This is a genomic window from Burkholderia sp. BCC1985, assembly GCF_905339915.1.
In the GTDB taxonomy this organism is placed as follows: Bacteria; Pseudomonadota; Gammaproteobacteria; order Burkholderiales; family Burkholderiaceae; genus Burkholderia.
In genome coordinates, this window is sequence record NZ_CAJPGY010000036.1 from 33,249 (window position 1) to 56,095 (window position 22,847).

The 22,847-nt window shown below is 66.7% G+C and carries 14 protein-coding genes and 2 pseudogenes; 9 read left to right on the forward strand and 7 right to left on the reverse strand.

The genetic code is table 11. The features are described from left to right. Nucleotides 1-53: 53 nt before the first annotated feature. The 7 genes and pseudogenes from U4Z31_RS28245 to U4Z31_RS28275 all read right to left on the reverse strand — a co-directional run. Entirely contained in the window at nt 54-479 is a 426-nt protein-coding gene (locus U4Z31_RS28245; protein WP_044849168.1) for a TOBE domain-containing protein, read from the reverse strand. 183 nt (nt 480-662) lie between these two features. Next, nucleotides 663-2,162, reverse strand: coding sequence for an efflux transporter outer membrane subunit (locus U4Z31_RS28250; RefSeq protein WP_321812052.1), 1,500 nt, complete (start codon nt 2,160-2,162; stop codon nt 663-665). Next, the gene (locus U4Z31_RS28255) at nt 2,159-3,112 is read right to left on the reverse strand and encodes an HlyD family secretion protein (RefSeq protein WP_321812053.1); all 954 of its coding nucleotides are present in this window, start codon (nt 3,110-3,112) and stop codon (nt 2,159-2,161) included. Before U4Z31_RS28255 ends, U4Z31_RS28250 begins: the two co-directional genes overlap by 4 nt. Nucleotides 3,113-3,114: 2 nt before the next feature. Then, nucleotides 3,115-3,327, reverse strand: a complete 213-nt coding sequence (locus U4Z31_RS28260) for a DUF1656 domain-containing protein (protein ID WP_044849171.1) — start codon at nt 3,325-3,327, stop codon at nt 3,115-3,117. Nucleotides 3,328-3,361: 34 nt separating this feature from the next. Then, nucleotides 3,362-5,512: an FUSC family protein gene (locus tag U4Z31_RS28265; RefSeq protein WP_321812054.1), complete on the reverse strand. Its 2,151-nt coding sequence runs from the start codon at nt 5,510-5,512 to the stop codon at nt 3,362-3,364. Beyond that, complete coding sequence (locus U4Z31_RS28270) at nt 5,509-5,988, reverse strand: MarR family winged helix-turn-helix transcriptional regulator (protein ID WP_321812055.1); 480 nt, start codon at nt 5,986-5,988, stop codon at nt 5,509-5,511. Before U4Z31_RS28270 ends, U4Z31_RS28265 begins: the two co-directional genes overlap by 4 nt. Nucleotides 5,989-6,107: 119 nt before the next feature. Continuing rightward, nucleotides 6,108-7,556, reverse strand: a pseudogene (locus tag U4Z31_RS28275) (dihydroxyacetone kinase family protein); the annotation flags it as partial. A gap of 302 nt (nt 7,557-7,858) precedes the next feature. Here U4Z31_RS28275 and U4Z31_RS28280 point away from each other — a divergent pair. The 9 genes and pseudogenes from U4Z31_RS28280 to U4Z31_RS28320 all read left to right on the forward strand — a co-directional run bounded on the left by U4Z31_RS28280 (nt 7,859) and on the right by U4Z31_RS28320 (nt 22,795). Then, nucleotides 7,859-8,203, forward strand: coding sequence for a hypothetical protein (locus U4Z31_RS28280; RefSeq protein WP_321812056.1), 345 nt, complete (start codon nt 7,859-7,861; stop codon nt 8,201-8,203). 340 nt (nt 8,204-8,543) lie between these two features. Next, a pseudogene (locus U4Z31_RS28285) lies at nt 8,544-9,565 on the forward strand (porin). A gap of 377 nt (nt 9,566-9,942) precedes the next feature. Next, on the forward strand, nt 9,943-12,183 hold the full coding sequence (locus U4Z31_RS28290; protein ID WP_321812057.1) for a hydantoinase/oxoprolinase family protein: 2,241 nt from the start codon (nt 9,943-9,945) through the stop codon (nt 12,181-12,183). Continuing rightward, complete coding sequence (locus tag U4Z31_RS28295; RefSeq protein WP_321812058.1) at nt 12,183-12,647, forward strand: acetone carboxylase subunit gamma; 465 nt, start codon at nt 12,183-12,185, stop codon at nt 12,645-12,647. Before U4Z31_RS28290 ends, U4Z31_RS28295 begins: the two co-directional genes overlap by 1 nt. Before the next feature lie 19 nt (nt 12,648-12,666). Then, the gene (locus U4Z31_RS28300) at nt 12,667-14,796 is read left to right on the forward strand and encodes a hydantoinase/oxoprolinase family protein (RefSeq protein WP_321812059.1); all 2,130 of its coding nucleotides are present in this window, start codon (nt 12,667-12,669) and stop codon (nt 14,794-14,796) included. Nucleotides 14,797-14,810: 14 nt separating this feature from the next. Then, nucleotides 14,811-17,072: a hydantoinase B/oxoprolinase family protein gene (locus U4Z31_RS28305; protein WP_321812060.1), complete on the forward strand. Its 2,262-nt coding sequence runs from the start codon at nt 14,811-14,813 to the stop codon at nt 17,070-17,072. A 287-nt stretch (nt 17,073-17,359) separates the two neighbouring features. Then, on the forward strand, nt 17,360-17,908 hold the full coding sequence (locus U4Z31_RS28310) for a hypothetical protein (RefSeq protein ID WP_321812061.1): 549 nt from the start codon (nt 17,360-17,362) through the stop codon (nt 17,906-17,908). Nucleotide 17,909: 1 nt separating this feature from the next. After that, on the forward strand, nt 17,910-19,910 hold the full coding sequence (locus U4Z31_RS28315) for an acetoacetate--CoA ligase (RefSeq protein ID WP_321812062.1): 2,001 nt from the start codon (nt 17,910-17,912) through the stop codon (nt 19,908-19,910). Between the two features lie 302 nt (nt 19,911-20,212). Beyond that, the gene (locus U4Z31_RS28320) at nt 20,213-22,795 is read left to right on the forward strand and encodes a LuxR C-terminal-related transcriptional regulator (RefSeq protein ID WP_321812063.1); all 2,583 of its coding nucleotides are present in this window, start codon (nt 20,213-20,215) and stop codon (nt 22,793-22,795) included. Nucleotides 22,796-22,847: the final 52 nt, after the last annotated feature.

The window sequence follows — 22,847 nt, forward strand, 5'->3', positions numbered from 1 at the left end:
CGCCGCTTGCGGGCGCGGCGCACGACGGATCGTCGGTGCGGTCGACAGGGCGTTCACTCGACCCCGACGATCACGCTCGACGCCTTGAAGATGGCGGACGCGGCCCTGCCGCTCGCGAGGCCGAGACGATCGACGCTGTCGTTGGTGACGATCGCGACAATCTCGGCGCCGCCCGCCGCCTTGATCACGACTTCCGAATTGACCGCGCCTTTCGCGATCGACGACACGGTGCCCGAGACGCAGTTGCGGGCCGACACCTTGCTGCTGTCGACGTCGACCATCACGATCACCGACGATGCCTTGACGAGCGCAAACGCCTTCGTGCCGGCCGCGAGGCCCAGCGATGCGACGCTGCCATGCGTGATCACCGCGACGATGTCGAGGCCGTCCTGGGTACGCAGCGTGATTTCGTCGTTGACCGCACCGGGCTTGACGGCGCCGATCTGGCCGGCGAATTGATTACGGGCGCTGGTTCGCATGATGACTCTCCGGGAAATGGGCGGCCCGACGGGCGGCCGGCGAATGACGGAAACTGCGGACGAGTTTACCGGCAATGCAGGCGACGCGCGACGTCGGCATCGACATACCGGACATGCGAAATCGCGCACGATGGCGCGGGACGGCAGACGTGTCGTGCACGCCGGCTGCCGCCCCGCGCGCGCTTACTTTGCGGCGGCCGGCGCCGTGGCCGGCGTACCCGCTGCGGAAGTCTGCTGCGCCGCAGCGGGCGCAGCGTCGCCTTCCCATCCGCCGCCGAGGGCGAGGAACAGCTTGACCTGGTCGGCGGCGACCTGGCCCTCGGCCGCGGCGACCTGCGCGCGCACGCTCGTCAGCGTGCGCGTCGCATCGAGATCGGAGATGAACGACTCGCGGCCGGCCGTATAAAGCCGGTGCGTTTCGTCAGCGGAACTGCGCGCCGATTCGTAGGCCGTGCGCAGCGCATCGGTGCGCTGCACGTCGGCAGCATAGGTCGCGAGGCTCGACTGCGTTTCGCGCAGCGCGTTCAGCACGACGCCGTCGAAATGCGCGAGCGCGCCACCGGTCGCGGCTTCAGCCTCGCGCACGCGCGCGCGCTGGCCGTTGACCGGGAACGACCAGCTGATCAGTGGTCCGAACGACCAGCGATTGGTGGTGGACGAGAACAGGTCGGCAGCGACGCCGACCGAGCCGGCCGACGCGCCGATGCTGACCGACGGATACAGCGCGGCCGTCGCGACGCCGATCCGCGCGGTCGCGGCGGCGAGCTGGCGCTCGGCCTCGCGCACGTCGGGGCGGCGGCGCAGCAGCGCGGCGCCGTCGCCGATCGGAATCGGCTGGCGCAGCTTCGGCAGCCGCTCGCATTCGGCGACAGCCTTCGGCAGGTCGGCCGGCGAACGCGCGAGCAGCGCGGCGAGCTGGTACTGCGCGATCTTGCGGCGGCCTTCGAAACGCGGGATGTCGGCCGCGAGCGTGCGCACCTGCGTGACGCCGCGCGTGACGTCGGTCTGGTTGCCGCGCCCCGCGTCGCGCAGCCGCTGCGACAGCTTCACGCGCTGCTGCTGCAGCGCGAGCGACTGCTTCGCGATCGCGAGCTCGTCGCCGGCGGAGCACGACTCGACGTAGGCGCGCACGACGTCCGCGACGACCGTGATGCGCGCGAGGTCGGCGGCCGCCTGCACGGCTTCGCTGTCCGCGCGCGCGGCCTCGACGCCGCGCCGCAGCTTGCCGAACAGGTCGAGCTCGTACGACACGCTGATGCCGACCGCGCCCTCGTTCACGACCGGCAGCTTGTTTTCGAGCAGATACTGTTCGGCCGATTCCTGCGCGCGCTGCACGGCGGCTTCCGCGCGGCCGGAAAAGCCGCCCTGTTCGTTCGCGACTTCCAGCGCCGCGCGCGAACGCGCGAGGTTGGCCGCGGCGACGCGCAGGTCGGTATTCGATTTCAGCGCGCTGCGCACGAGTTCGTCGAGCACGCGGTCGTCGTACAGCTGCCACCAGTTGCCGGGCACCGCGTCGCGCGACACGAGCGTGCCGTTCGCATCGTCGAGCGCATGGTTCGCGAGCGGCGCATTCACGTACGCCTGCTGCGGCAGCCTGTAGTCGGGGCCGACGGATTTGCACGCGCCGAGTGCGAGCGCGAGTGGCGCGAGTGCCGCCGCAAGGCGCAGGCCGTGCCGCTTCATTGCGACGCTCCCGTCGCGCTGACGGCCGCGGGTGCGGATGCCGCGGAGGCGCCGGCGGTCGGCCTGGCGCCAGCGTCGCGGCGCGTGTCGGTGCGCATCGCGACGGTCGCGGTACGGCCGGCGATCATCCGGAAGTCGTCGGGCACCTCGTCGAGCACGACGCGCACCGGCACGCGCTGCGCGAGCCGCACCCAGCTGAATGCCGGGTTCACGTTCGGCAGCAGGTTCGCGCCCTGCGTGCGGTCGCGATCCTCGATCGCGGCGACGATGCTCTGCACGTGGCCGCGCAGCGGCCGCGGCTCGCCCATCACGACGATGTCGACCGGCTGGCCGATGTGGATGCCGCGCAGCTTGGTTTCCTCGAAGTAGCCGTCGACGCGGAACGAATTGCGGTCGACGACCGACAGCACCGCGCGGCCGGCCGGCACGTATTCGCCGACGCGCGGCGCGCGATCGTTCAGATAGCCGTCGACGGGACTCACGATCGTCGTGCGCTGCAGGTTCAGCTTCGCGGTGTCGAGCGACACCTGCGCGTCGGCGACGGCGGCTTCGCCCTGCTCGACGCGCGTGCGGCTTTCCTCGACCTGTTCGCTGGCGACCAGGTTGCCGAGCTGCTGGTTGCGCGCATATTCGCGCTTCGCTTGGGCGAGAGTCGCGCGGCGCTGCGCGAGCGTCGCTTCGGCCAGCCGTTGCGCGAGCGCGTAGCGGGCCTGGTCGATCACGAACAGCACCTGGCCGCGCTTCACCTCCTGGTTGTCGGCGACCTGCACCGCGGTGATGAGCCCCGCCACGTCGGGTGCGACCTGGATCACGTCGGCGCGCACGTGGCCGTCGCGTGTCCACGGCGAGAACATGTAGTAGTTGATGATCCGCCACAGCACGAGGGCGGCCACGACGACGACGATCAGGGTGAGCAGGATCTGCCCTGCCGAGAGCCAGGTTTTTTTCACGGTTAGCTAGCCACGAGATGGTGAGACACGATGACGACCGCGGCAAGCACGAACACGTAGATGCCGAGGTCGAAGATCGAACGGTGCCAGACGAGGCGGTAAAAGCCGACGCGTTCGAGCAGCGCGCGCACGACGATGTTGATCAGGTAGGCGATCAGCATCAGCACGAGCGGAGCCGGCACGAATACGCCGAAGATGTCGATTTCGCCGATCATGGTCGCGGTCGCAAAGACAGGTTGGAAAGCGGGATCATGCGCGTGCTCCGTCCGGTGCGGCTTGCGGCGGCTGCGCGGATGCGGCCGGGTACAGCGACAGGCGCAGGCCGACGAGCGCGTGCAGCGTATCGCGCAGCCGGCGGTGCGTCGCGGGCGTGACCGGCGCCGCGGGCGTGCCCGGCGTCGTGCCGCCGTCCGCCGGCGCGACGGAAGTGCCGGGCAGGTTGCGCCCGGCCACGCGCTGCAGCGCGTCGTCGATCGATGCGAGCAGCGCGGGCGGTGCCGGCTGGCGCGCATTCGCGGCCGCGCAGCGCGTGTAGTGATCGTTGACGCCGGCGAGCACGCGGTCGATCGCGTCGGGCACGTCGCCCGTCAGCTTGCGGCGCGAGCGGCGCAGGTCGAGCGCGTTCAGCGCGATGCGCAGGTCGCGGAAGCTCTCGATCGACGGATGGCGGTGGTCGTCCGACGCGCCGAGGCGCGGCAGCAACTGCGTGACGCGATCGAGCATGCGCGACGCATGGTTGCGCTGGTCGTCGAGCGGCTGCGTCGACGCGGAGCGCGCGACGTCCTCCCAGCCCGAGCGCAGCAGGCGCCGCACCGCGAGCTCCGCGCCGAACGGCCGCGTCGCGCGCGTCCATACGTACGCGAACAGCAGCCCGGCGACACCCGCGAGGTTGCTGTTCAGGAACACGAAGAAGTCGGCGTCGTATGCGCTCTGGATGCTGATGAAGGTGGCGGTGTTCACCGCGACGAGCATCGTCACCATGTTGAATTGCGGGCGCGGCAGCAGCGTGCCGATCAGGATGAACGGCCCCGCGAACATCAGCACGAGCATCGGGAAGTCGTGCACGTGCGGCAGCACGACGAACAGGTACAGCCCGGCGAACACGACGCTCGCGGCCGTCGACAGGAAGAACTTGAACACCAGCGGCGCCGGTTCGTCGAGCGCGGCGAAGAAGCTGCACGACACGGCCACGAGCGTGACGGCCGCGGCACCGTCGTGCCAGCCGGACGAGATCCACAGCGAGCACGCGAACACGATCGCGAGCACGACGGTCAGCGTCGAGAACAGCATCATCCCGCGATCGAAGAAGCGTTCGGTGCCGCCGAGCCGCCAGTGCCGGTAGCGCGGCTGCCAGACGCCCGACTCGTTCGCGATCAGCGCGCGCAGCGAGCGGCAGTCCTGCCAGATGTCGATGACCTGGCGCAGCCGCCACAGCGCGTTCGACAGCAGCGCGCCGTCCCAGCTCGCCAGCGCGCCGTCGGCCGGCTGCAGCGCGGCGATGCGTTCGCGCAGGTGGTCCGCGACCGGGTCGTGCGCCATGTCGCCGTCGCTGCCGGCCTTCACGGCCGGCAACGGCGCGTCGAACCACTTCGCGGCGTCGGCGAGCAGCGCGTCGAGCGCCGGCGGCCGCACGTGCAGGTCGCGCATCAGCGCGATCAGCGGGTCGGCGAGCGACGACATCAGCGGCAGGAACAGCTGCATCCGGCCGGCGAGCGCCTGCGCGCGGGCGAGCACGCGCGGGTGCGCATGGTCGTAGCTCAGCTGGCTCAGCAGGAATTCGAGGCCGGTGATGGTCGCGGCGAGGCGTTGCCGGCACGCGGACAGCGCCTTGCCCGCGATATGCCCGGACAACGTCTCGCGGCCGTAGAACGCGGCGTCCTTGAACCATGCGTCGGTGCGCTCGATCAGCGTCGGCGCGAGCCGGTTCGGGAACACGGCGCTGCCGACCACGCTCGCGCACACGATTCCGAGCACGATTTCCTCGGTCCGCGCGATCGCGACGTCGAAGATCGTCGACGGATCGGTCACCGTCGGCAGCGCGACCAGCGGCATCGTGTAGCCGGCGAGCATGAACACGTAGCTGCGTGCGGTGCGGTCGGAGATCGCGAGATAGAGCAGTGTGCCGCACCATGTCGCGACGATGACGCTGAACAGGAACGGCGTCTCGACGAACGGCGGCACGAACAGGATCGCGGCGGCCGCGCCGAGCGCGGTGCCGAGCGCGCGATACAGCGCCTTCGAGCGCGTCGCGCCGACGAACGGGTTCGACACGATGTAGACGCTCGCCATCGCCCAGTAAGGGCGCGGCAGCTGGAAATACAGGCCGAGGTACAGCGCCAGCATCGACGCGGCGAACGTCTTGCCCGAGAACAGCCAGTCGCGAAGGCTCGGATAGGTCATGACGCGGAATCGGCGGGGTGGGACGGACGAGTCGCCGGATGCTGCGCATCGGCCGCGTTGAACGCGTTCAGCACGCGCAGCGTGGCTTCGAGATCGGCGCGCGTGACGCCCTTGAGCACCTGGCCGCGCAACACGCGCAGGTCTTCTTCCATCTTCGCGGTGACTGCGCGGCCGGCGGCCGTCAGCGAGATCGTCTTCGCGCGGCGGTCGTGCGGATCCTCGTCACGACGTGCGAGGCCGGCCGCGCACAGCTGGTCGAGCAGGCGCACGAGCGACGGCCCCTCGATGCCGACGTGTTCGGCGAGCGTACCCTGGCGCACGCCTTCGCCGAGGCGGCCGGCGATCAGCAGCGGCGTCGCGCAGGCTTCGGATACGTTGTACGCGGTCAGCACGCCGTCGCTCGTGCGGCGCCACTTGCGCGCGGTGAGCACCAGCAGGCTGCTGACGGCGAGGCGGAGGTCGTGCAGATTGGTCATGGGCGAGATGATAGGAGCAAAAACATTCGATAGCAAACTATCGGTTTTGTCAGTCCGACCGGGGGATCGCGCCCGCCGAACGCGGGCTCGCGAGGCCGGCGCGTCGCCCGGATCCCCGTCTACCGCACGTACGGCAGCAACGCGCGCAGCCAGTACGCGACCGCCACCGCGCCGCCGTCCGGCGTGCCGATCGCGCGTTCGCCGAGATAGCTCGCCCGTCCCGCACGCGGTGTCATGCCGGCCGTCTGCTGCGCGCCGCGTTCCGCGGCGTCCACGGCGGCCGCCCATGCGCTCGTGGGGTCGCGGTCATGGTCGAGTGCGTGGTCGAACGCATCGGCGGCGGGCAGCAGCGCGTCGAGCATCGTCCGGTCGCCGGCGCGTGCGCCGCCCAGTTCGGCGATTGCATCGGCTGCGCTGCGCAATGCCGCGGCCCAGTCGCGTGCCGACGGCTCGGCGGTATCGGCCGCCGCGGCGAGGCGCCGCGACGCGCGCAGCAGCGCGGTCGCGTAGAACGGTCCCGAACTGCCGGCGATCGCGCGGCGCAATGCGGCGCCGAGCGCCGCGAGCGTACCGGCCGGCGAGCCGTGCGCGGCGTCAGGCAACGCGAGGATCGCCTGAGCGGCGCGCCGCATGCTCGCGCCGAGATCGCCGTCGCCGGCGGCCGTGTCGAGTTCCGTCAGGGTCGCCTCGTGGTCGATCAACGCCTGCGCGACCGCACGCAGCGCAGGCTGCAGCCGGGCGGCCCATGCGCGACCGGCTGCACCGAGCGGCGGCAGCGGCTCGTCGTGCGCGGCGGCCGCGGCCACGCGAATCTGCGCGTTGACGGCGCCGCCGCCGGGCCATGCGCGCGCCTGCGTCGGCGCGTCGAGCAGGGCGATCCGCTCGTCGTTCAAGCGCAGCAGCGAGATCGAGCAGCCGGGCATGTCCAGCGCGGACAGGAACGTGCCGGCCCATGCGCGCGCGACGGTGATACCGCGCCGGCTCAGGTTGTCGTACGCGGCGCGCAGCACGATCGCCAGTTCCATGTCCGGGGTCGCGCCGAGACCATTGACGAACAATGCGACGCGTTCGCCGCGATCGAGCACGAGGTCGGTGACGATGCTCGACAGCAGCGTCTCGACGAGCGCGTCGGCCGGCATCGGCGCGGTGCGTTCGACGCCTTTCTCGCCATGGATGCCGAGGCCGAGCTCGATCTCGTGTTCGGCGAGGCTGAAGCCCGACTTGTCGGCGCCGGGGATCGTGCAGCCGTCGAGCGCGACGCCCATCGTGCCGAGGTCGGCGGCCGCGTCGCGTGCGATCGCCGCGACGCGGACAAGCGGCAGCCCGCGCGCGGCAGCCGCGCCCGCCAGCTTGTGGATCAGCACGGTGCCGGCGATCCCGCGCCGCTGCCCGCGCTCGACGCGGCCGCGCAGCGACACGTCGTCGGCAACGATCACCGTCTCCACCGGAATGCCGTCGGCGCGCGCGAGTTCGGCGGCCAGCCCGAAATTGAGGCGGTCGCCTGTGTAGTTCTTCACGACGAGCAACGCGCCGTTCGGGCCGGCGCTCGCGCGGATCGCGGCGAGTATGGGCGTACAACAAAGTCTGCGGGAACGTAAGAACCGCCGTTCGAGTGCAACAAAGTCTGCGATAACGGGATAAAACATGGTGCGACGCAGCATCATTTACGGACCGGAAGCTTTCAAGATTCTTGCTCGTGGATCCCGAGACGTGTTCGCTGCCGGTCGTGAGCATCAACCACTCGTCATGTGGTGATTTGGCGCTATACCACTACGCAGGGATGATTGGTTAATTGTCAAATATTTCGTTATACGAAATTGTAAAAAAGTAGGCAAGGTTTTCTTGAGAGTAGTGAGTCGAGTCCTATTTCATGGGGAAGATGATGAAAGTACGCAACGCATACACTGTCGGTAACGGCAACAAAGCCGAGGTGGCAATCGGTCGACTTGAAGAGCTTCAGTCGTTTGGTAATCGTCCAGCGATGGCTCGTGGGCTGCCCGAAAACATGCCCTTCTTGACCTTCCCGCTGAAGGCTCATGAAGCGTGTCGCATCCCGAGTAGTGTCGAAAACTTCAATTTTGGACTTGGGCATTTGCAGCTCTCTGACCGAATGCTGATGACGATGCGACTTCAGCTTGTCGTGCCGATCTTCGGATCGCGATGCTTCGCTTCTACTGGTGCTTTGGCCGCGATTTCGCGCTACGTCTGCAATTGAGCGGTCCCGAACCGACTGGAGGTCCCGGGCAGTGCGAACCCTTAGAGTCTAGGCATTCTTTAACGCATCGGACCCGGGGAATCCATGGCTCCAGACTACCCGAACGGGTAGGGACCGTTCGTGCCCCCATCCCTAAACTGCTTTCCTGAGGATTTCGCGGCGAGCGATCGCTTGTCCGCGTATTCGATGACAGACCGACGCGCATTGAAGCGAACCATCGGCATAGGCAGGCGAGTCACCGCCTTCCAACTTCGAAAAACATCAGGAGACGTAGTAGATGAAGCATGTCCTTTCCCCCATCAACCTCGTCGTCACTCCCCTTATTTGCCTTGCTGTCGGCATGCCGGCCGCCCGTGCGCAAAGCAGTGTCACGCTGTACGGCGTCGTCGACGCCGGCATTCTCTATACGAGCAAGAGCGTAAATCCCGCGACCGGGCAGAACGCTGGCCATCAGTTTTCGATGGTGACGGGTGGCATGACTCCGTCGCTGTTCGGCCTGAAAGGTACCGAGGATCTCGGCGGCGGGGTGAAGGCGATCTTCACGCTCGAAAGCGGGATCGATATCGCGAAAGGCAGCTTTACGGATTCGAACGGCAACATGTCGGCCGGCAGGCGTGGGTGGGGCTCGCCAGTCCATACGGGACGGTGAAGGCCGGTGTGCAGTTCTCGCCGTTCGTGTTGTCGCTCATCTCGACCGATGCGCGCGATGTGTCTTACTTCGGCAGCGGCGTGCCGATCTACGTCGGTAGCGTGTTTGTGACCGGCATCTTCAATTCGAACGCGGTGTCCTATACGAGCCCGACGATCGGCGGATTCCAGGGCGCCGCGATGCTCGCGCTCGGCGGCGTCGCGGGTGACTTCCAGGCGGGGCGGCAGTATTCGGCGAGCCTTAAATATACGTATGGGCCGCTGCTGGTCAGCGCTGCCATGTACAACGGCAACGCGGGCGGCACCGCCGCATCGACACCGGTGCCGAGCACGGTGCCGTTTACTGGTCGCACGATCGGCGCTACTTATCAGTATCGCGACCTGACCGTGAAGGCGTCATTCGTCAGCTACAAGATTTCCGGGTCGTTCGACAACCGTGTCTACAGCGGCGGCCTGAGCTATCAGATCACGCCCGCCGTGAATGCGGATGCCGGGGTCTGGTATACGAGCGACGGCAACGACACGGGCAACCACTCGATCATGGCTGCGACCGGCGTGACTTACAGCCTGTCGAAGGCAACCCTGCTGTACGGACAGTTCGGTTTCGTCAATAACCACGGGAAGATGAATACCGGTCTGTCGACGAACGACGCGTTGTTCGGTGCGTCGGGTTCGACGTTCGGCTCGGCCGTTGGCATCCGTCACCTGTTCTGACCGGCACGCGCCGAATCCGAAACGTGTGCGGTTGATATGTTGCCGTCGACTTCGGCGGACGTCGAGCGGGCTCGGTCGTGTGACGGGCCGCATCCATGTGGGGACTGCGCGTGACGTGCCGCGCATAGCACCGCCTTTTCCCGCTTGCCGCGCCGATTTTCGGCGCGGTGTCCCTCTTCCTGTGTCACTCCGACGCGATGTCGGCGGACGAGCTTTGCCCGTTCGTCGCCATTGATCCGAGCCGGCAGCTCGGCACGATGTGCCAGGCATAGTCGCGGCGCATGCACGCCGCTCATCTTCCTTTCTCTTCACTGCATCGCGCACGACGGCGCCGGGGCGCGACTCGGCACGCCTGGCCGACAAGGTCGCATACACGCGTGCACCGCATACGGGCAATCCATATCTCGAGACTACCCGGACGGGTGGCGTGGTGCGTCAAGCAGGCACCTAGACTAATTTCACGACAGACACAACAACAGGAGACGACATGTATCACCCATCCCATTCACCGTTGCGTGGTCGCCGGGCCGCGCAGCCGGTGCCGCTCGACCTTTCCGTCGCCCCGCCGAAACCGCGGATTCGTCAGGTCTGACCCGACCTTTCACCCAGCGAGACAGTTCATGACTCACTCATCCGATTTCACGCGCGATGTGCGGTCGGGTTCGGCAAGCGCCGGGCCTGGGCGGCATCGCCTGATCAACATCGACAACGGCGGCACGCTGACCGATATTTGCGTGATGGACAGCGACAAGGTGGTGCGCACGAAGACGCTCACGACGCCGCACGATCTGTCGCAATGTCTGTTCGACGGATTGCGTAAAGCATCCGAAGCAATCTACGGACGCGAGGATCTCGAGGCGCTGCTGCTGTCGACGGCGGCAATCCGCTATTCGACGACGCAGGGTACCAACGCGCTGGTCGAACGCAAGGGGCCGCGGCTCGGCCTGGTGGTTGGCGGCACGCTGACGGCCGATCGGGTTCGCGACGCGGACGGTGCGGCGAGCCTGTTCGACACGGTGATCGGCGAGCGCACGGTTTCGCTGGGCAGCGAGCCGTCCGAAGCGGAGATCGTCCGTATCGTCGGCGAGCTCGCGGCGGCGGGCGCGAACCGGCTGGTCGTGGCGATCGGCGGCCCGCGGCGTGCGGAGCTCGAACAGCGGCTGAAGAGCCGGCTGCTGCGCAGTTTTCCGCCGCACCTGCTCGGCGCGCTTCCGATCCTGTATGCGCACGAAGTCGCCGACGATGCTGACGACGTGCGCCGCACGTGGACCGCGCTGTTCAACGCATTCCTGCATCCGGCGATGGAGCGCTTCCTGTACAGCGCCGAGCAGAAACTGCGCGACGCGCGAGCGCAAAGTCCGTTGCTGGTGTTCCGCAACGACGGCCATGCGGGCCGCGTCGCGAAGACGATCGCGCTGAAGACCTACAGTTCGGGCCCGCGCGGCGGGATGGAAGGCGCGCGCGTGCTGGCCGCGCACTACGGACTGACACACCTGTTGTCGATGGATATCGGCGGCACGACGACCGACATCGGCATTGTCGACGAGCACGGCGTACGCGCGAATCGGTATGGCAACGTCGAGGGCGTGGCGACATCGTTCGCGCTGTGCGACGTAGTCAGCGCCGGCGTAGGCGGCAGTTCGATCCTGCGCGCAGACGGCGACAGGATCGTGGTTGGACCGGAGAGCGTCGGCAGCGCGCCGGGGCCAGCATGCTTCGGCCTGGGCGGTACCCGGGCGACGATCACCGATGCGTTTGCGCTGGCGGGATTGCTCGATCCGGCGTCGTTCTTTGGCGGCAAGCTGCACCTCGACAAGGAGCGCGCACGGCAGGCCATTCATGCGCACGTCGCCGATCCGATGAAGATGAGCGACAAGGAGGCACTCGCCGCGATGGAAGCTGCGTGGGTGAAGAAGGTCGCCGACAGCCTCGTTGCGTACACGGAAATTCGCGCCGATACGACGCTCGCTGCGTTCGGCGGCGCGGGCGCGTTCGTCGCGTGCCGGGTCGCGGACGCAATCGGCGTGAAGCGCGTGTTGATTCCCGGGCTGGCGGCAGTGTTCTCCGCATACGGAATCGGCTTTTCGGATGTGGGCCATAGCTTCTCGGCGCCGCTGACCGACACGACCGGCGACGCGCTCGCCGTGACGATGGATGTGTTGCTCACGCAAGCATCGCGAGCGATGTTCGGCGAAGGTGCGGCAGTCGAAGACTGTCGGCTGATCTACACGCTCGAGGCCACCGGCGCCGACGGCAAGACGGTCGAACACGCGCTGACGGGCCCGGCGTTGCCGCCGGGCGTCGCGCCGGGCGCCACGCTGTCGGTGACACTTACGGCGATCAAGCGTATGCCGCAGGCGGCGCTCGACGGCCGGTTCGGCGAGGGTGGCCAGCAGGCAGCGATCGCGCGTGGCACGCGTGTGGTGGTTGTCGATGGCCGCGAAGCGGAACTGCCGCTGTATCGCGTGGAAGATCAGCCGAAGGGCGTCGCGGTGTATGCGGCTGGCCCGGCCGTGCTCGAGGAGGACTTCTTCACCGGGCGCATCGACGCGGGCTGGCACTTCGAAATCAACTCCACCGGAGACATCCTGCTCAGCAGCGGCAAGGAGAGCGAATAATGAAGGTTCTGATTACTGAAACCCTGCGCATCGACCTGGATGCGGAACAGTGGGAATGCCGGCGTTGTGGTCATGCGCACGGTAGCGCACGCGACAACTACAAGCGTGGGCTGCTCGTCCACGATCGCGACCCGCGTGAGATCCACAAGCCGCTGCTCGATCCGGCGCTGTACGAGCGCACCTATTCACCCGATCCGGACTGGTGCCGGATTCTCGAGTACTACTGTCCGGAGTGCGGTGTTCTGGTCGAAGCCGAGTATCTGCCGCCGGGTCATCCGCCGCTGTACGACATCGAACTCGACATCGACGCGCTGAAGGCGCAATGGAAGGACCGGCCGGAGATGATCGAGCCCGCGCAGGCACCCGACCTCGCGCTCGAACGCGTGAAGCTGCAGCGCGCGCTGCATGCGGCCGCGCATCATCGGCATGCGCTCGCCGGTGCCGCCGATGAATCGTCTACTTGAGATACGGGGAGAATCGCTCATGAAACGTGTTTCCGTCGACATCGGCGGCACCTTCACGGATTGCTTCGTCGCGTGGGGCGAGCAGTGCGTCGAGGGCAAATCGCTGACCACTCGTCACAATCTCGCGGTCGGCTTCAACGACTCGCTCGCGGACGCGTGTCGCCAGCTCGAACTGACGCCGACGCAGCTTTTGTCCGAAGTCGATTCCGTGCGTTATGCGACGACGCTCGGTACCAATGCGCTGATCGAGCGCAAGGGGCCGCGGGTCGGCTTGCTCGTCACCACAGGCTTCAAGCACACGGTGCCGTTGTCCCGGGCGCGCGGGTACGGCGAAGGACTGTCCGAGCACGAGCAGATGGATATTCCGAATGCCGCGCGGCCGGATCCGCTCGTTCCGATTCCGCTGATCCGAGAGGTGCGCGAGCGTATCGACTATGCAGGCCAGGTATTCTGGACGCTCGACGAGGACGACGTGCGGCTGCGCATTCGCGAACTCGTCGATGCCGGCGCACAGGCGCTCGTCGTGATGTTCACGAACAGCGTGGTGAATCCCGTGCATGAACTGCGTGTGCGCGAAATTTTCCTCGATGAATATCCGGCTCACATGCTCGGCGCGATTCCGATGCTGCTGTCGCATCAGGTTGTCGGGCGAAAGGGCGAATACTCGCGAGCGACGTCGTCGATCATCGATGCGTTCCTGCATCAGATCATGTATCACGGGCTCGGCACGCTGGAACTGAACCTGCGCCAGCAGGGCTACGCGAAGCCCATGCTGGTGAATCACAACTCGGGCGGGATGGCGCAACTGAACTCGACCGATGCGCTGCAGACGGTCCATTCGGGACCCGTGTCGGGGATCGCCGCGAGCGAATACCTGGCCGCCGCCGCAGAGCTCGGCAACGTCGTCGCGACCGACATGGGCGGCACCAGTTTCGACATCGGGATTGTCGTGAGCGGCGGGCAGAAATTCTACGATTTCAACCCGGTGATCGATCGCTGGCTCGTCAGCGTGCCGATGGTGCATCTCGTCGCGCTTGGCGCGGGCGGCGGCTCGATCGCGCGTTACGAGCGCATGTACAAGACCGTCGAGATCGGTCCGCAATCGGCCGGCTCCGACCCCGGGCCGGCCTGCTACGACCGCGGCGGCCAGCATCCGACCGTCACCGATGCAGACTTGCTCCTCGGCTATCTCGAGCCGGAAAACTATGCAAACGGCCGCATCCCGCTGAACCCGCGTCGCGCAAAGCAGGCGATGCAGGACGACCTGTGCGACGAGCTGGATCTCGACGTGATCGAGACCGCGAAGCTGATCAAGAAGCAGGTCGACGCGTCGATGGCGAACGGGATCGCGACCGAGCTGCGCACGCGCGGCTACGAGCCGAAGGATTTCACGGTGCTCGCGTACGGCGGCAACGGCCCGCTGCACGCGTGCGGGATCGCGGCCGCGCTCGGCATCAGTCGTGTCCTCGCACCGCCGTATTCGTCGACCTTCTCCGCGTGCGGCGCCGGCACGGTGAACCAGATGCACATTCACGAGATGAATACGTGGACCGTGCTGTTCAATCCGAACACGAAATCGTTCTTCGCGGATTTCGACGCGTTCAACCGCGGTGTCGAGGAATTGGAGCGGCGCGGGCGCGAGGATCTCGAACGGCAGGGCATGGATCCGGCGCAGATCCGCTACCGGCTCGAACTGGACATGCGCTACGGCAACCAGCGCGTGCAGACGGCGGTGGTGACGCCGCTGTCGCGGCTGAAGAGCCAGCGTGACGTGCTGACCCTGATGGAGCTGTTCCATGAAAGCTACGGCTCGCGCTTCGGCGAGGGCTCCCAGAGCCCCGAGACGGGCGTGCGGATCAATACGCTACGTGTGTGCGCGTATGTCGAACAGCCGTCGGTGAAGTTCGCGAAGCTGACGGTCAGTGACGATCCGCTGCCGCCGCCGGAGCCGGTCGGTCATCGCGACTGCCACTTCGTCGGACACGACGGGCCGCTGCGCACCGCAATCTACGACGACCGCGCGCGCGCCGAGCGTACGCGGATCGAAGGGCCGGCCGTCATCACCACACGCGCGACGACGTTCCTCGTCGAACCGGGATGGATCTACCAGGCGACGGCCCAGGGCGGCGCGTGGTTCCTGCGCAAGTAAGCAAGGAGTTCGACATGCAAAACGACATCAATGCGGAAGACCGGGCACTGCTCGACAAGTTCATCGCCGACAACACGCTGTTCCTCGGGCCGGATCCGGAGATCATGCGCAACCACAGCATCCTGCCGCGCTCGAAGGCCGAGCAGGAAGTGCTGGAGCAGGGCGTCGATCCGCACCAGGTTCACCATGTACGCGGATTGATCAACTCGGCGCTGTCCGAGGCGTTCACGATGGTGAACCAGATGGGGGCGGCGCCGGGTGCGAAATGGGGCGACCTCGTGACCGCGATCTACACAGCACAGGGCGACCTGTCGATGATCGCGCCGCACGGGATTATCGCGTTCGCCGCGTGCTGCTTCTACCCAATCCGCTTCATCATCAAGAACTGGACCGACGATCCGACCGTCGGCGTGAAGGACGGCGACGGGTTCATCCACAATGACGCGCGCTATGGCGGCATTCACAACACCGACCAGTCGATGATGATGCCGCTGTTCTACAAGGGCGAACTGGTCTGCTGGCTGTCGTCGACGATTCACGAGGGCGAAAACGGCTCGACCGAGCCGGGCGGGTTGCCCGCAAAGGCGGAGAGCAAGTACGACGAAGGCATCAAGATGCCGCCGTTCAAGATCGTCGAGAATTTCGAGCTGAAGCGCGATCTCGTCACGTTCCTGCAGAACTCGGTGCGCGATCCGCGGCTGCAGCTCGAAGACATGAAGGTCAAGCTGCATGCGGTGCTTCGGCTGCGCGACCGGATCATCGCATTGCTCGATCAGTATGGCCGCGATGCGCTGATCGGCACGCTGCGCTCGCATCTGGAAGACGTCGAAACGGAGATGCGTCGGCGGATTCGCGAGCTGCCCGACGGCACGACGCGCGTGCTGCAGTTCATGGATTCGAGCCTGCGCGAGAACGCGCTGCAGAAAATCTCCTGTGCGATCACCGTGAAGGGCGACCGGATGATCATGGATTTTCGCGGCTCGGCACCGCAGTTCCTGAACCGCTCGGTGAACACCAACATCGCATCTTTCAAGGCGGCGCTGTGTACCGGGCTGTTGCAGAACATCTGGCCGGATCTGCCGCACACGATGGCCGTGCTGTCGCCGATCGAGATCATCACCGATCGCAACTCCATCCTCGACGCCGAGGGCGAGATGCCACAGGCGATGAGCCTGATGCCGCTGTTCAAGGGCTGCGTGGTCTGGACGATCCCGATGAACAAGCTCAGCTATAGTCTTCCGCATCGCTACTCCGCGGTGATCGCGTCGCAATACGATCAGGCAGCGACGTTCATCTACGGCGGCCTCACGCAACACGGCGACGTGACAGGCAATTTCTGCGCGGACATCAACGGCAACGGGCAAGGTGCGCGCAGCCATGCGGACGGCGAACATTCGATCTCGCCCGTGTTCGGCTTCATGTGCGATACCGGCGAGCACGAGATCGCGGAAGAGGATACGCCGATCATCCGCCTCGGCGCGCAGCGGCTCGCGAAGGACCGGATCGGCTGGGGCAAGTATCGCGGCGGGATGGGCTACGAGCAGATCGCGACCGCTCGCGGGTCGGGGCTGTGGGGCTTCATGACCGGCTGCGAGGGTTCAAAGTTTCCGTCCGCGCAGGGGCTGTTCGGCGGCTATTCGTGCCCGAGCTATCAGCTGATGAAGATCAAGGGCATCAACATCTTCAAGGTGCTGGAGGAAAATCCGAAAGCCGTCGATGCGTTCGACATCGTCGACCTGATGAACAACCGCCCGATTCCAGGCGCGAAGTACAGCAGCCACGACATGGGCATGACGTTCGAGATCTGTAACGAAGGCGAGATCTACATGATCTGCCAGGGCTCGGGCGGCGGTTACGGCGACGTGCTCGAACGCGATCCGGCGCTCGTGATGAAGGATCTGCGCGAGGAACTGATGTCGCACGAGAATGCACGCGACATCTACAAGGTCGTCTACGACGAGCAGACGCTGGTCGTGGACGTCGAGGCGACCGCCGACGCACGGGCTGCCGAGCGGCTTGCGCGTATTGCCCGTGCCCGGCCGTTCGATGCGTTCTGCGCGGAATGGGTGACGCCCGAGCCGCCTGCGTCGTTGCCGTACTTCGGGAGCTGGAGCGACAACGCGGAGATCTACGCGACGACGCTGGGCCAGCGCGTCACGATGCCGGCCGACCAGCTTCAGGGCGCTTACATGCTCGATCCGAAGGACGTGCGAATCGCGGAACTGGAAGCGCGTCTCGACGCATTGAACACGGAGGCGTCGTCATGCCCGGATTGATACAAGCCAGCCGCGTGCGTCGGCTGCTATGGCTCGATCACGCCGGCTATAGCGCGCCGCTGCTTACGGGTGACGCGCCACCGTGGCTCGACAGTGCCGCGTGCGTGGCGTGGGCGCGGCACGCGCATGGCCTGCTGCGCCCGGACGTGCTCACGCTGCCGCTCGCGGAGGTGGCCGACGCATGGCTCACACGCGATGCGGCGCTTGCCGCCGAGATGACGAGCAAGACGAAGCGCGCGCATCTGCCGCTGAAAACGTATCTGTCAAGCGAGCCGGTGCGTACGCACGTGGCGGCGCTGGCGGTCGCGCTGCGCGCCGCGTTGCCCGACGCGATCTTTGTGCTGGATTTGCCGTCGCCGCGCGACTGGGCGGCGCGCGCATTCGCCTTCGCAAGCGGCACGCCGTGCGTCGAAGTCGACGAAGACGCGGCCGACGCGGCGGCGGCGTGCGTGGCGGATTTCCTGCGCACTTTCGCGACCGCCGGAGTGGACGCAGTTCTGATGCGCGAATCGCTCCGATGGGATGCCGACGTCGCCGCGCATGGGCTGGAACTGCTTCAGCCGGTCGCGAACGTCGCGCGGCATTATGGCTGGGAATGGGGGCTGCGGATTCCGGCTTCGGTCGCCTTCACGGGTGCTGCGGCGCCGGACTTCGCGATCGCGCCGGCGACGTGCGGCCCGGGGCCGACCGGAGTCGTTGTGCCCGCGGCGTTCTGGTTCGGCGAAGACGATTTGCCGGCAGCGGGCCCCGACACATTCGACGTCGCGGAAATTCCCGCGTTGGCACATCCCGAAACGGTCCTCGCGCGCATTGCGCGCTTACGTGAAAGGCATTGACATGACGAACGAAGGCGAACTGATGTGGACGCCGGATGACGCGTTCATGCGCGGTTCCAATCTGGCGCGCTTTATGGACTGGCTCGCGGCCGATCGAGCCCTGGCGTTTGCCGACTACGATGCGCTGTGGCGCTGGTCGACCGGTGAGCCGGACGCGTTCTGGTCGTCGATCTGGCAGTGGTTCGACGTGCAGTTCGACGGGTCGGCGCGTCGCGTGACTGACGGCGCGCCGATGCCGCACACGCGCTGGTTTCCCGATGCACGCGTGAACTACGCGGAACACGTGCTGCAGCATGCCGCGCATGCGGACGCGGCGCAGCCGGCGTTCCATTACGCGAGCGAAACGCAACCGCTGCGCACGCTGTCGCTGGTCGAGCTCGCCGGCCAGGTGCGGCGCGTTGCGACACGCTTGCGCGAGATGGGCGTGCAGCCCGGCGACCGCGTCGTCGCGTATCTGCCGAACGTGCCCGAATGCGCGGTCGCGATGCTCGCCGCCACCAGCATCGGAGCAGTATGGTCGTCGGCTGCGATCGATTTCGGCGTGCGTACGGTGGTCGACCGCTTCCGGCAGATCGAGCCGAAGGTGCTGATCACGGCCGATCGCTACAGCTTCGGCGGCCGGATGTTCGATCGCACGGAGGAAGCGTTGCAGATCGCGCGCGCGCTGCCGTCGCTGGAGACGCTCGTATGGCTGTCGTCCGGCACCGATGTGCTGCCGGACGGCGCTGCGACACTGCCGTGCGCGACGCATCCGTGGCACGCGCTTCTGGACGGCCCCGACGTGCCGCCCGACGCATTCCGCTTCGAACGCGTGGGTCCCGATCATCCGCTCTGGATCGTGTTCTCGTCGGGAACGACCGGTTTGCCGAAGGCGATCGTCCACAGCCACGTCGGCATCCTCGTCGAGCATTTGAAGCTGATGCACCTGCACATGGATCTGCACGCCGGCGACGTGATGTTCTTCTACAGCACGACCGGCTGGATGATGTGGAACCTGTTGGTTGCGTCGCTGATGACGGGCGCGGCTGCGGTGCTCTACGATGGCAGCCCGATGCATGGTGGGCCGGGTTGCCTGTGGCAGCTTGCCGCCGATGCGGGGGCGACCTGCTTCGGTGGCAGCCCGACGTTCGTACAGATGATGGAGAAGGCCGGCCTCGAGCCCGGTCGCGAATTCGACCTGTCGCGCGTCAGGAGCGTGATCCTGAGCGGTGCGCCGAGCACGCCGGAAACATTCTCGTGGTTCTATCGCTGCGTGAAGCCGGATTTGTGGGTTACGTCGCAGTCTGGCGGCACCGAGCTGTGCAGCGGGCTCGTCGGTGCCGTGCCGCTGCTGCCGGTGCGGGCGGGGGAGATTCAGGCGCGTATGCTCGGCATGGCGGTCGACGTGTGGAACGACGCAGGCCAGCCGGTCGTCGACGAGATCGGTGAGCTCGTCGTCACGCGGCCGGCGCCCTCCATGCCGATCTATTTCTGGAACGACGACGGCGGCACGCGTTATCGGGAGTCCTATTTCGACTACTTCCCCGGCGTGTGGCGGCACGGCGATTTCATGAAGATCGTGCCGCACGGCGGTTGCTACATCTATGGGCGGGCCGATTCGACGCTGAATCGCCACGGCGTGCGCATCGGCTCGGCGGAAATCTATCGCGTCGTCGAGGAGATCGAAGCCGTGGCTGACAGTCTCGTCGTCTGCTGTGAATTGCCCGGTGGCCGCTACTTCATGCCGCTGTTTCTGCGCCTGCGCGACGGCGGGGCGCTCGACGATGCGCTGCGCGCGCGGATCGCGGAGCGGCTGCGCACGCTGTGCAGCCCGCGCCACGTGCCGGACGTGATGGTTGCGATGGAGCAGATTCCGTACACGCTGACCGGCAAGAAGATGGAGGTGCCGGTGCGCAAGATCCTGATGGGGCAGCGCGTCGAAAGCGCGGCGAGTCGAGATGCGATGGCCAATCCGGCGGCGCTCGACGCATACGTTGCTTTTGCCGGCACGGTGCCGCGATGACGGAGTCGCTCGTAACCGGTGCGCGGGCGGCGGGGGGCGATAGCCGAGACGACGGAACGTCGCACGATGCAGGCTGCCTGCGCCCGTTCTGCTGCAATCCGTTCGCGGCATTCTCGGCATTTTCGCGTGTCGGGGGCTGGACGCCGCCGCTGCCGGACGAGCGTGCGGCGGAGCCGGCGGCCGGCGATGCTTGAAGCGGCTTCGCGATTGAGGCACGATGCCTTCTCTTCCACGCCATCCGGACGATTGTGACTGCTTCCCCGAATTCGACGCGACGCAGGCCACGCCGCCACGGCGCGGACTTGCGCGAACACAAGTTCTTTCCGCCCGTCGCGCGTCGCGGCGCGATCGTCCGGCGCGCGTTGCTCGATCGCGTGACGGGGCTCGGCGTGCCGCACATCGTGATCCTGCAGGCCCCGCTCGGCAGCGGCAAGTCGACGCTGCTGCAGCAGATCATGGAGGCAGGGCGCGCGAAGCGCTGGACGATGGCGTGGCTCGCACTCGACGAGAACGATAACGATCCGCGCCGTTTCGAAGCGTATTTCATCTCGCTGATCGCGCAGATGGTCGAGGAGGCCGGCGTGGCTGCGACCGGGCAGCCGGTGCGCCCGTCCGACAACATGCTCGACTGGGTGTTCGACCAGCTCGCGCGGATCGACGGTCCGATCGGCATCTGCATCGACGATTTCCAGTGGATTCACGAGCCGGCGATTCTGCATTTCTTTCGCGATCTGCTGGATGCGCTGCCCGGGCGCTGTCGCGTTTACATCGGATCTCGCAACCTGCCGGACGTCGGCGTGAGCGCGTTGCAGGTTGCCGAAGAGGCGCTCGTGTTGCGGATGGAGGATCTGCGTTTCTCGACGGACGAAGCGGCCGTGTTCCTCGCGGATGCCGCCGACACGATCGATGCGGAAACGGAGGCGTTCATCCAGTCGCGCACCGAGGGATGGCCGGCGGGGCTCCAACTGTTCAAGCTGGCGCTTGCGCGCGACGAGATCCGGGATGCGCTTGACGAGATGCGCGACTGCACGCCGCTCGAGCTGGTTCGCTACCTGTCGGAGAATACGCTCGCGCTACAGCCGCCCGACGTGCGGACGTTCCTGCTGAAAACGTCGCCATTGCGGCGCCTGAACGGCTCGCTCTGCGAGGAAGTGACCGGGTTCGAGCACGCGGACGCGGTGCTGCGGCAGCTCGAGCGCGACGGGTTGTTCGTGGAGGCGCTGGACGGCAGTCCGGGATGGTATCGCTATCACGGGCTGTTCGCCCGCTTCCTGTCCGATCGGCTCACGCATGAGGATGCGGCGCGCGTGATCGACGTGCACCGCCGCGCCGCGCACTGGTACGTGCGCCATGGCGTGCCGGAAGAGGCGATGTTCCATGCGGTCGAGGCACGGGAGTATCCGCTCGCGATCACGACGCTGGACGACTGGGCGTCCCGGCTCGTCGAGGGTGCCGAGTTGGTGACGGTCGCATACTGGTTCGACCGGCTGCCGTTGCAGGAGGTGCTCGGCTGCCGGAGCCTCGCGGTGAAGATCGCGTGGGCGCTGGTGTTCCTGCGGCGCGGCGGGCCGACCCATCCGCTGCTGTCATATCTTGCCGAAACGCGCGACGGGCACGGCGCCGACGTCGTGCTCGCGATGGCGTTGCTATTCGGGAACGACCTGCGCGGCGCGGCGCGGCTCGCCGACGTGCCTGCGCTGCGTCAGCCGGCGTCCGGCCTGTTCGAGGCCTTCGAGCTCGGCGCGGCGGCCAATCTCCTTGCGTTCAGCGCGATGGCCGAGTGGGAGGACGAACGGGCCCATCACCTGCTGGTGCTGGCGAACAGCCACAACGATCATGCACAGGCCGCGTTCAGTCATGGCTATACGCTCGCGTTGCGCTGCATCCTGCAGGTGATGAGCGCGCAGCCGCGGCTGGCTACCGATGCTCCGCATGCGACTCGCGGCATGCGACGCGACGCGGGCAGTCCGTACGTGAACCGGGGCATGTCGGCCGCGGCGCTGGCGGCGTCGCGCATCTGGGCCTGTTACGAGGCAGACCAGTTTGACACGGTTGAGCGACTCTCCGCGCAGTTCGGCGAGGATATCGCACTCGCGACGGTGCCGGAATTCGTCGCGTTGTCGATGGTGTCGATCGCGCGCGTGCATGCCGCGCGCGGCCGGATGCTTCAGGCGCGCGACGCGCTCGACACGCTCGAGCGTCTGAGCTTTCACAATCGTTGGTCGAGCGTGCGGGAGATGATTGTGTGGGAGCGTCTGTATCTTGCGGGGCGCAGCGGCGAGACGACGCGCATCGATGCGTTGCTGTCGCAGGTATCGGGCGATGCCGCATCGCCGGATCCAGCATGGATTCCGGTGACGGAGATGCTGAGCGGCCCGCTGCTTGGCCGCATCCGGCTTGCGTTGTCGCAGCAGCAGCTCGACCGGGCCTCCGAATTGCTGAAGTCGGCGCTCGGCATCGTGCCGGCGCGACCGCTCCTGTCTGTCAAGCTGCAGGTATTGCAGGCGCTGGTTCAGCATCGGCAAGGGCACACGCGGCTGGCGCTGCGCACGTTGCAAGGTGCGCAGGACGCCGCTCGGGCGGGCGGCTGTACGCGTGCGTTGTTCGACGAGGGCGCGGAGTTGGCGGCGATGCTCGATGACGTGGAGTGTGCAGAGAGAAATCCGAAAGCAAACGTCCAGAAGACGGCGTGGTCGAACCTGTTGTCGCAGCGAGAAGATGAAATCCTGCGGTTACTGTGCAGCGGAGCGTCGAATCGCGAGATATCCGAGAAGCTGTTCCTGTCCGAGAACACGGTGAAGTTTCACCTGAAGAACCTTTATCTGAAGCTGGACGTCAAGAGTCGGGCGCAGGCGATTCTCAAGGCGCAGTCGGACGCGCGGTAACCAAAGGGGTGACGGGCACGGATTTGCCGGCACAGTTCGAGAAGGCGGTGCG

Coding starts and splice junctions, on each gene's coding strand:
- U4Z31_RS28300 (WP_321812059.1), top strand. CDS start 12,667: ATGAAACGTGTTTCCGTCGACATCGGCGGCACCTTCACGGATTGCTTC.
- U4Z31_RS28315 (WP_321812062.1), top strand. CDS start 17,910: ATGACGAACGAAGGCGAACTGATGTGGACGCCGGATGACGCGTTCATG.
- U4Z31_RS28270 (WP_321812055.1), bottom strand. CDS start 5,988: ATGACCAATCTGCACGACCTCCGCCTCGCCGTCAGCAGCCTGCTGGTG.
- U4Z31_RS28280 (WP_321812056.1), top strand. CDS start 7,859: ATGGGGAAGATGATGAAAGTACGCAACGCATACACTGTCGGTAACGGC.
- U4Z31_RS28295 (WP_321812058.1), top strand. CDS start 12,183: ATGAAGGTTCTGATTACTGAAACCCTGCGCATCGACCTGGATGCGGAA.
- U4Z31_RS28260 (WP_044849171.1), bottom strand. CDS start 3,327: ATGATCGGCGAAATCGACATCTTCGGCGTATTCGTGCCGGCTCCGCTC.
- U4Z31_RS28305 (WP_321812060.1), top strand. CDS start 14,811: ATGCAAAACGACATCAATGCGGAAGACCGGGCACTGCTCGACAAGTTC.
- U4Z31_RS28250 (WP_321812052.1), bottom strand. CDS start 2,162: ATGAAGCGGCACGGCCTGCGCCTTGCGGCGGCACTCGCGCCACTCGCG.
- U4Z31_RS28245 (WP_044849168.1), bottom strand. CDS start 479: ATGCGAACCAGCGCCCGTAATCAATTCGCCGGCCAGATCGGCGCCGTC.
- U4Z31_RS28265 (WP_321812054.1), bottom strand. CDS start 5,512: ATGACCTATCCGAGCCTTCGCGACTGGCTGTTCTCGGGCAAGACGTTC.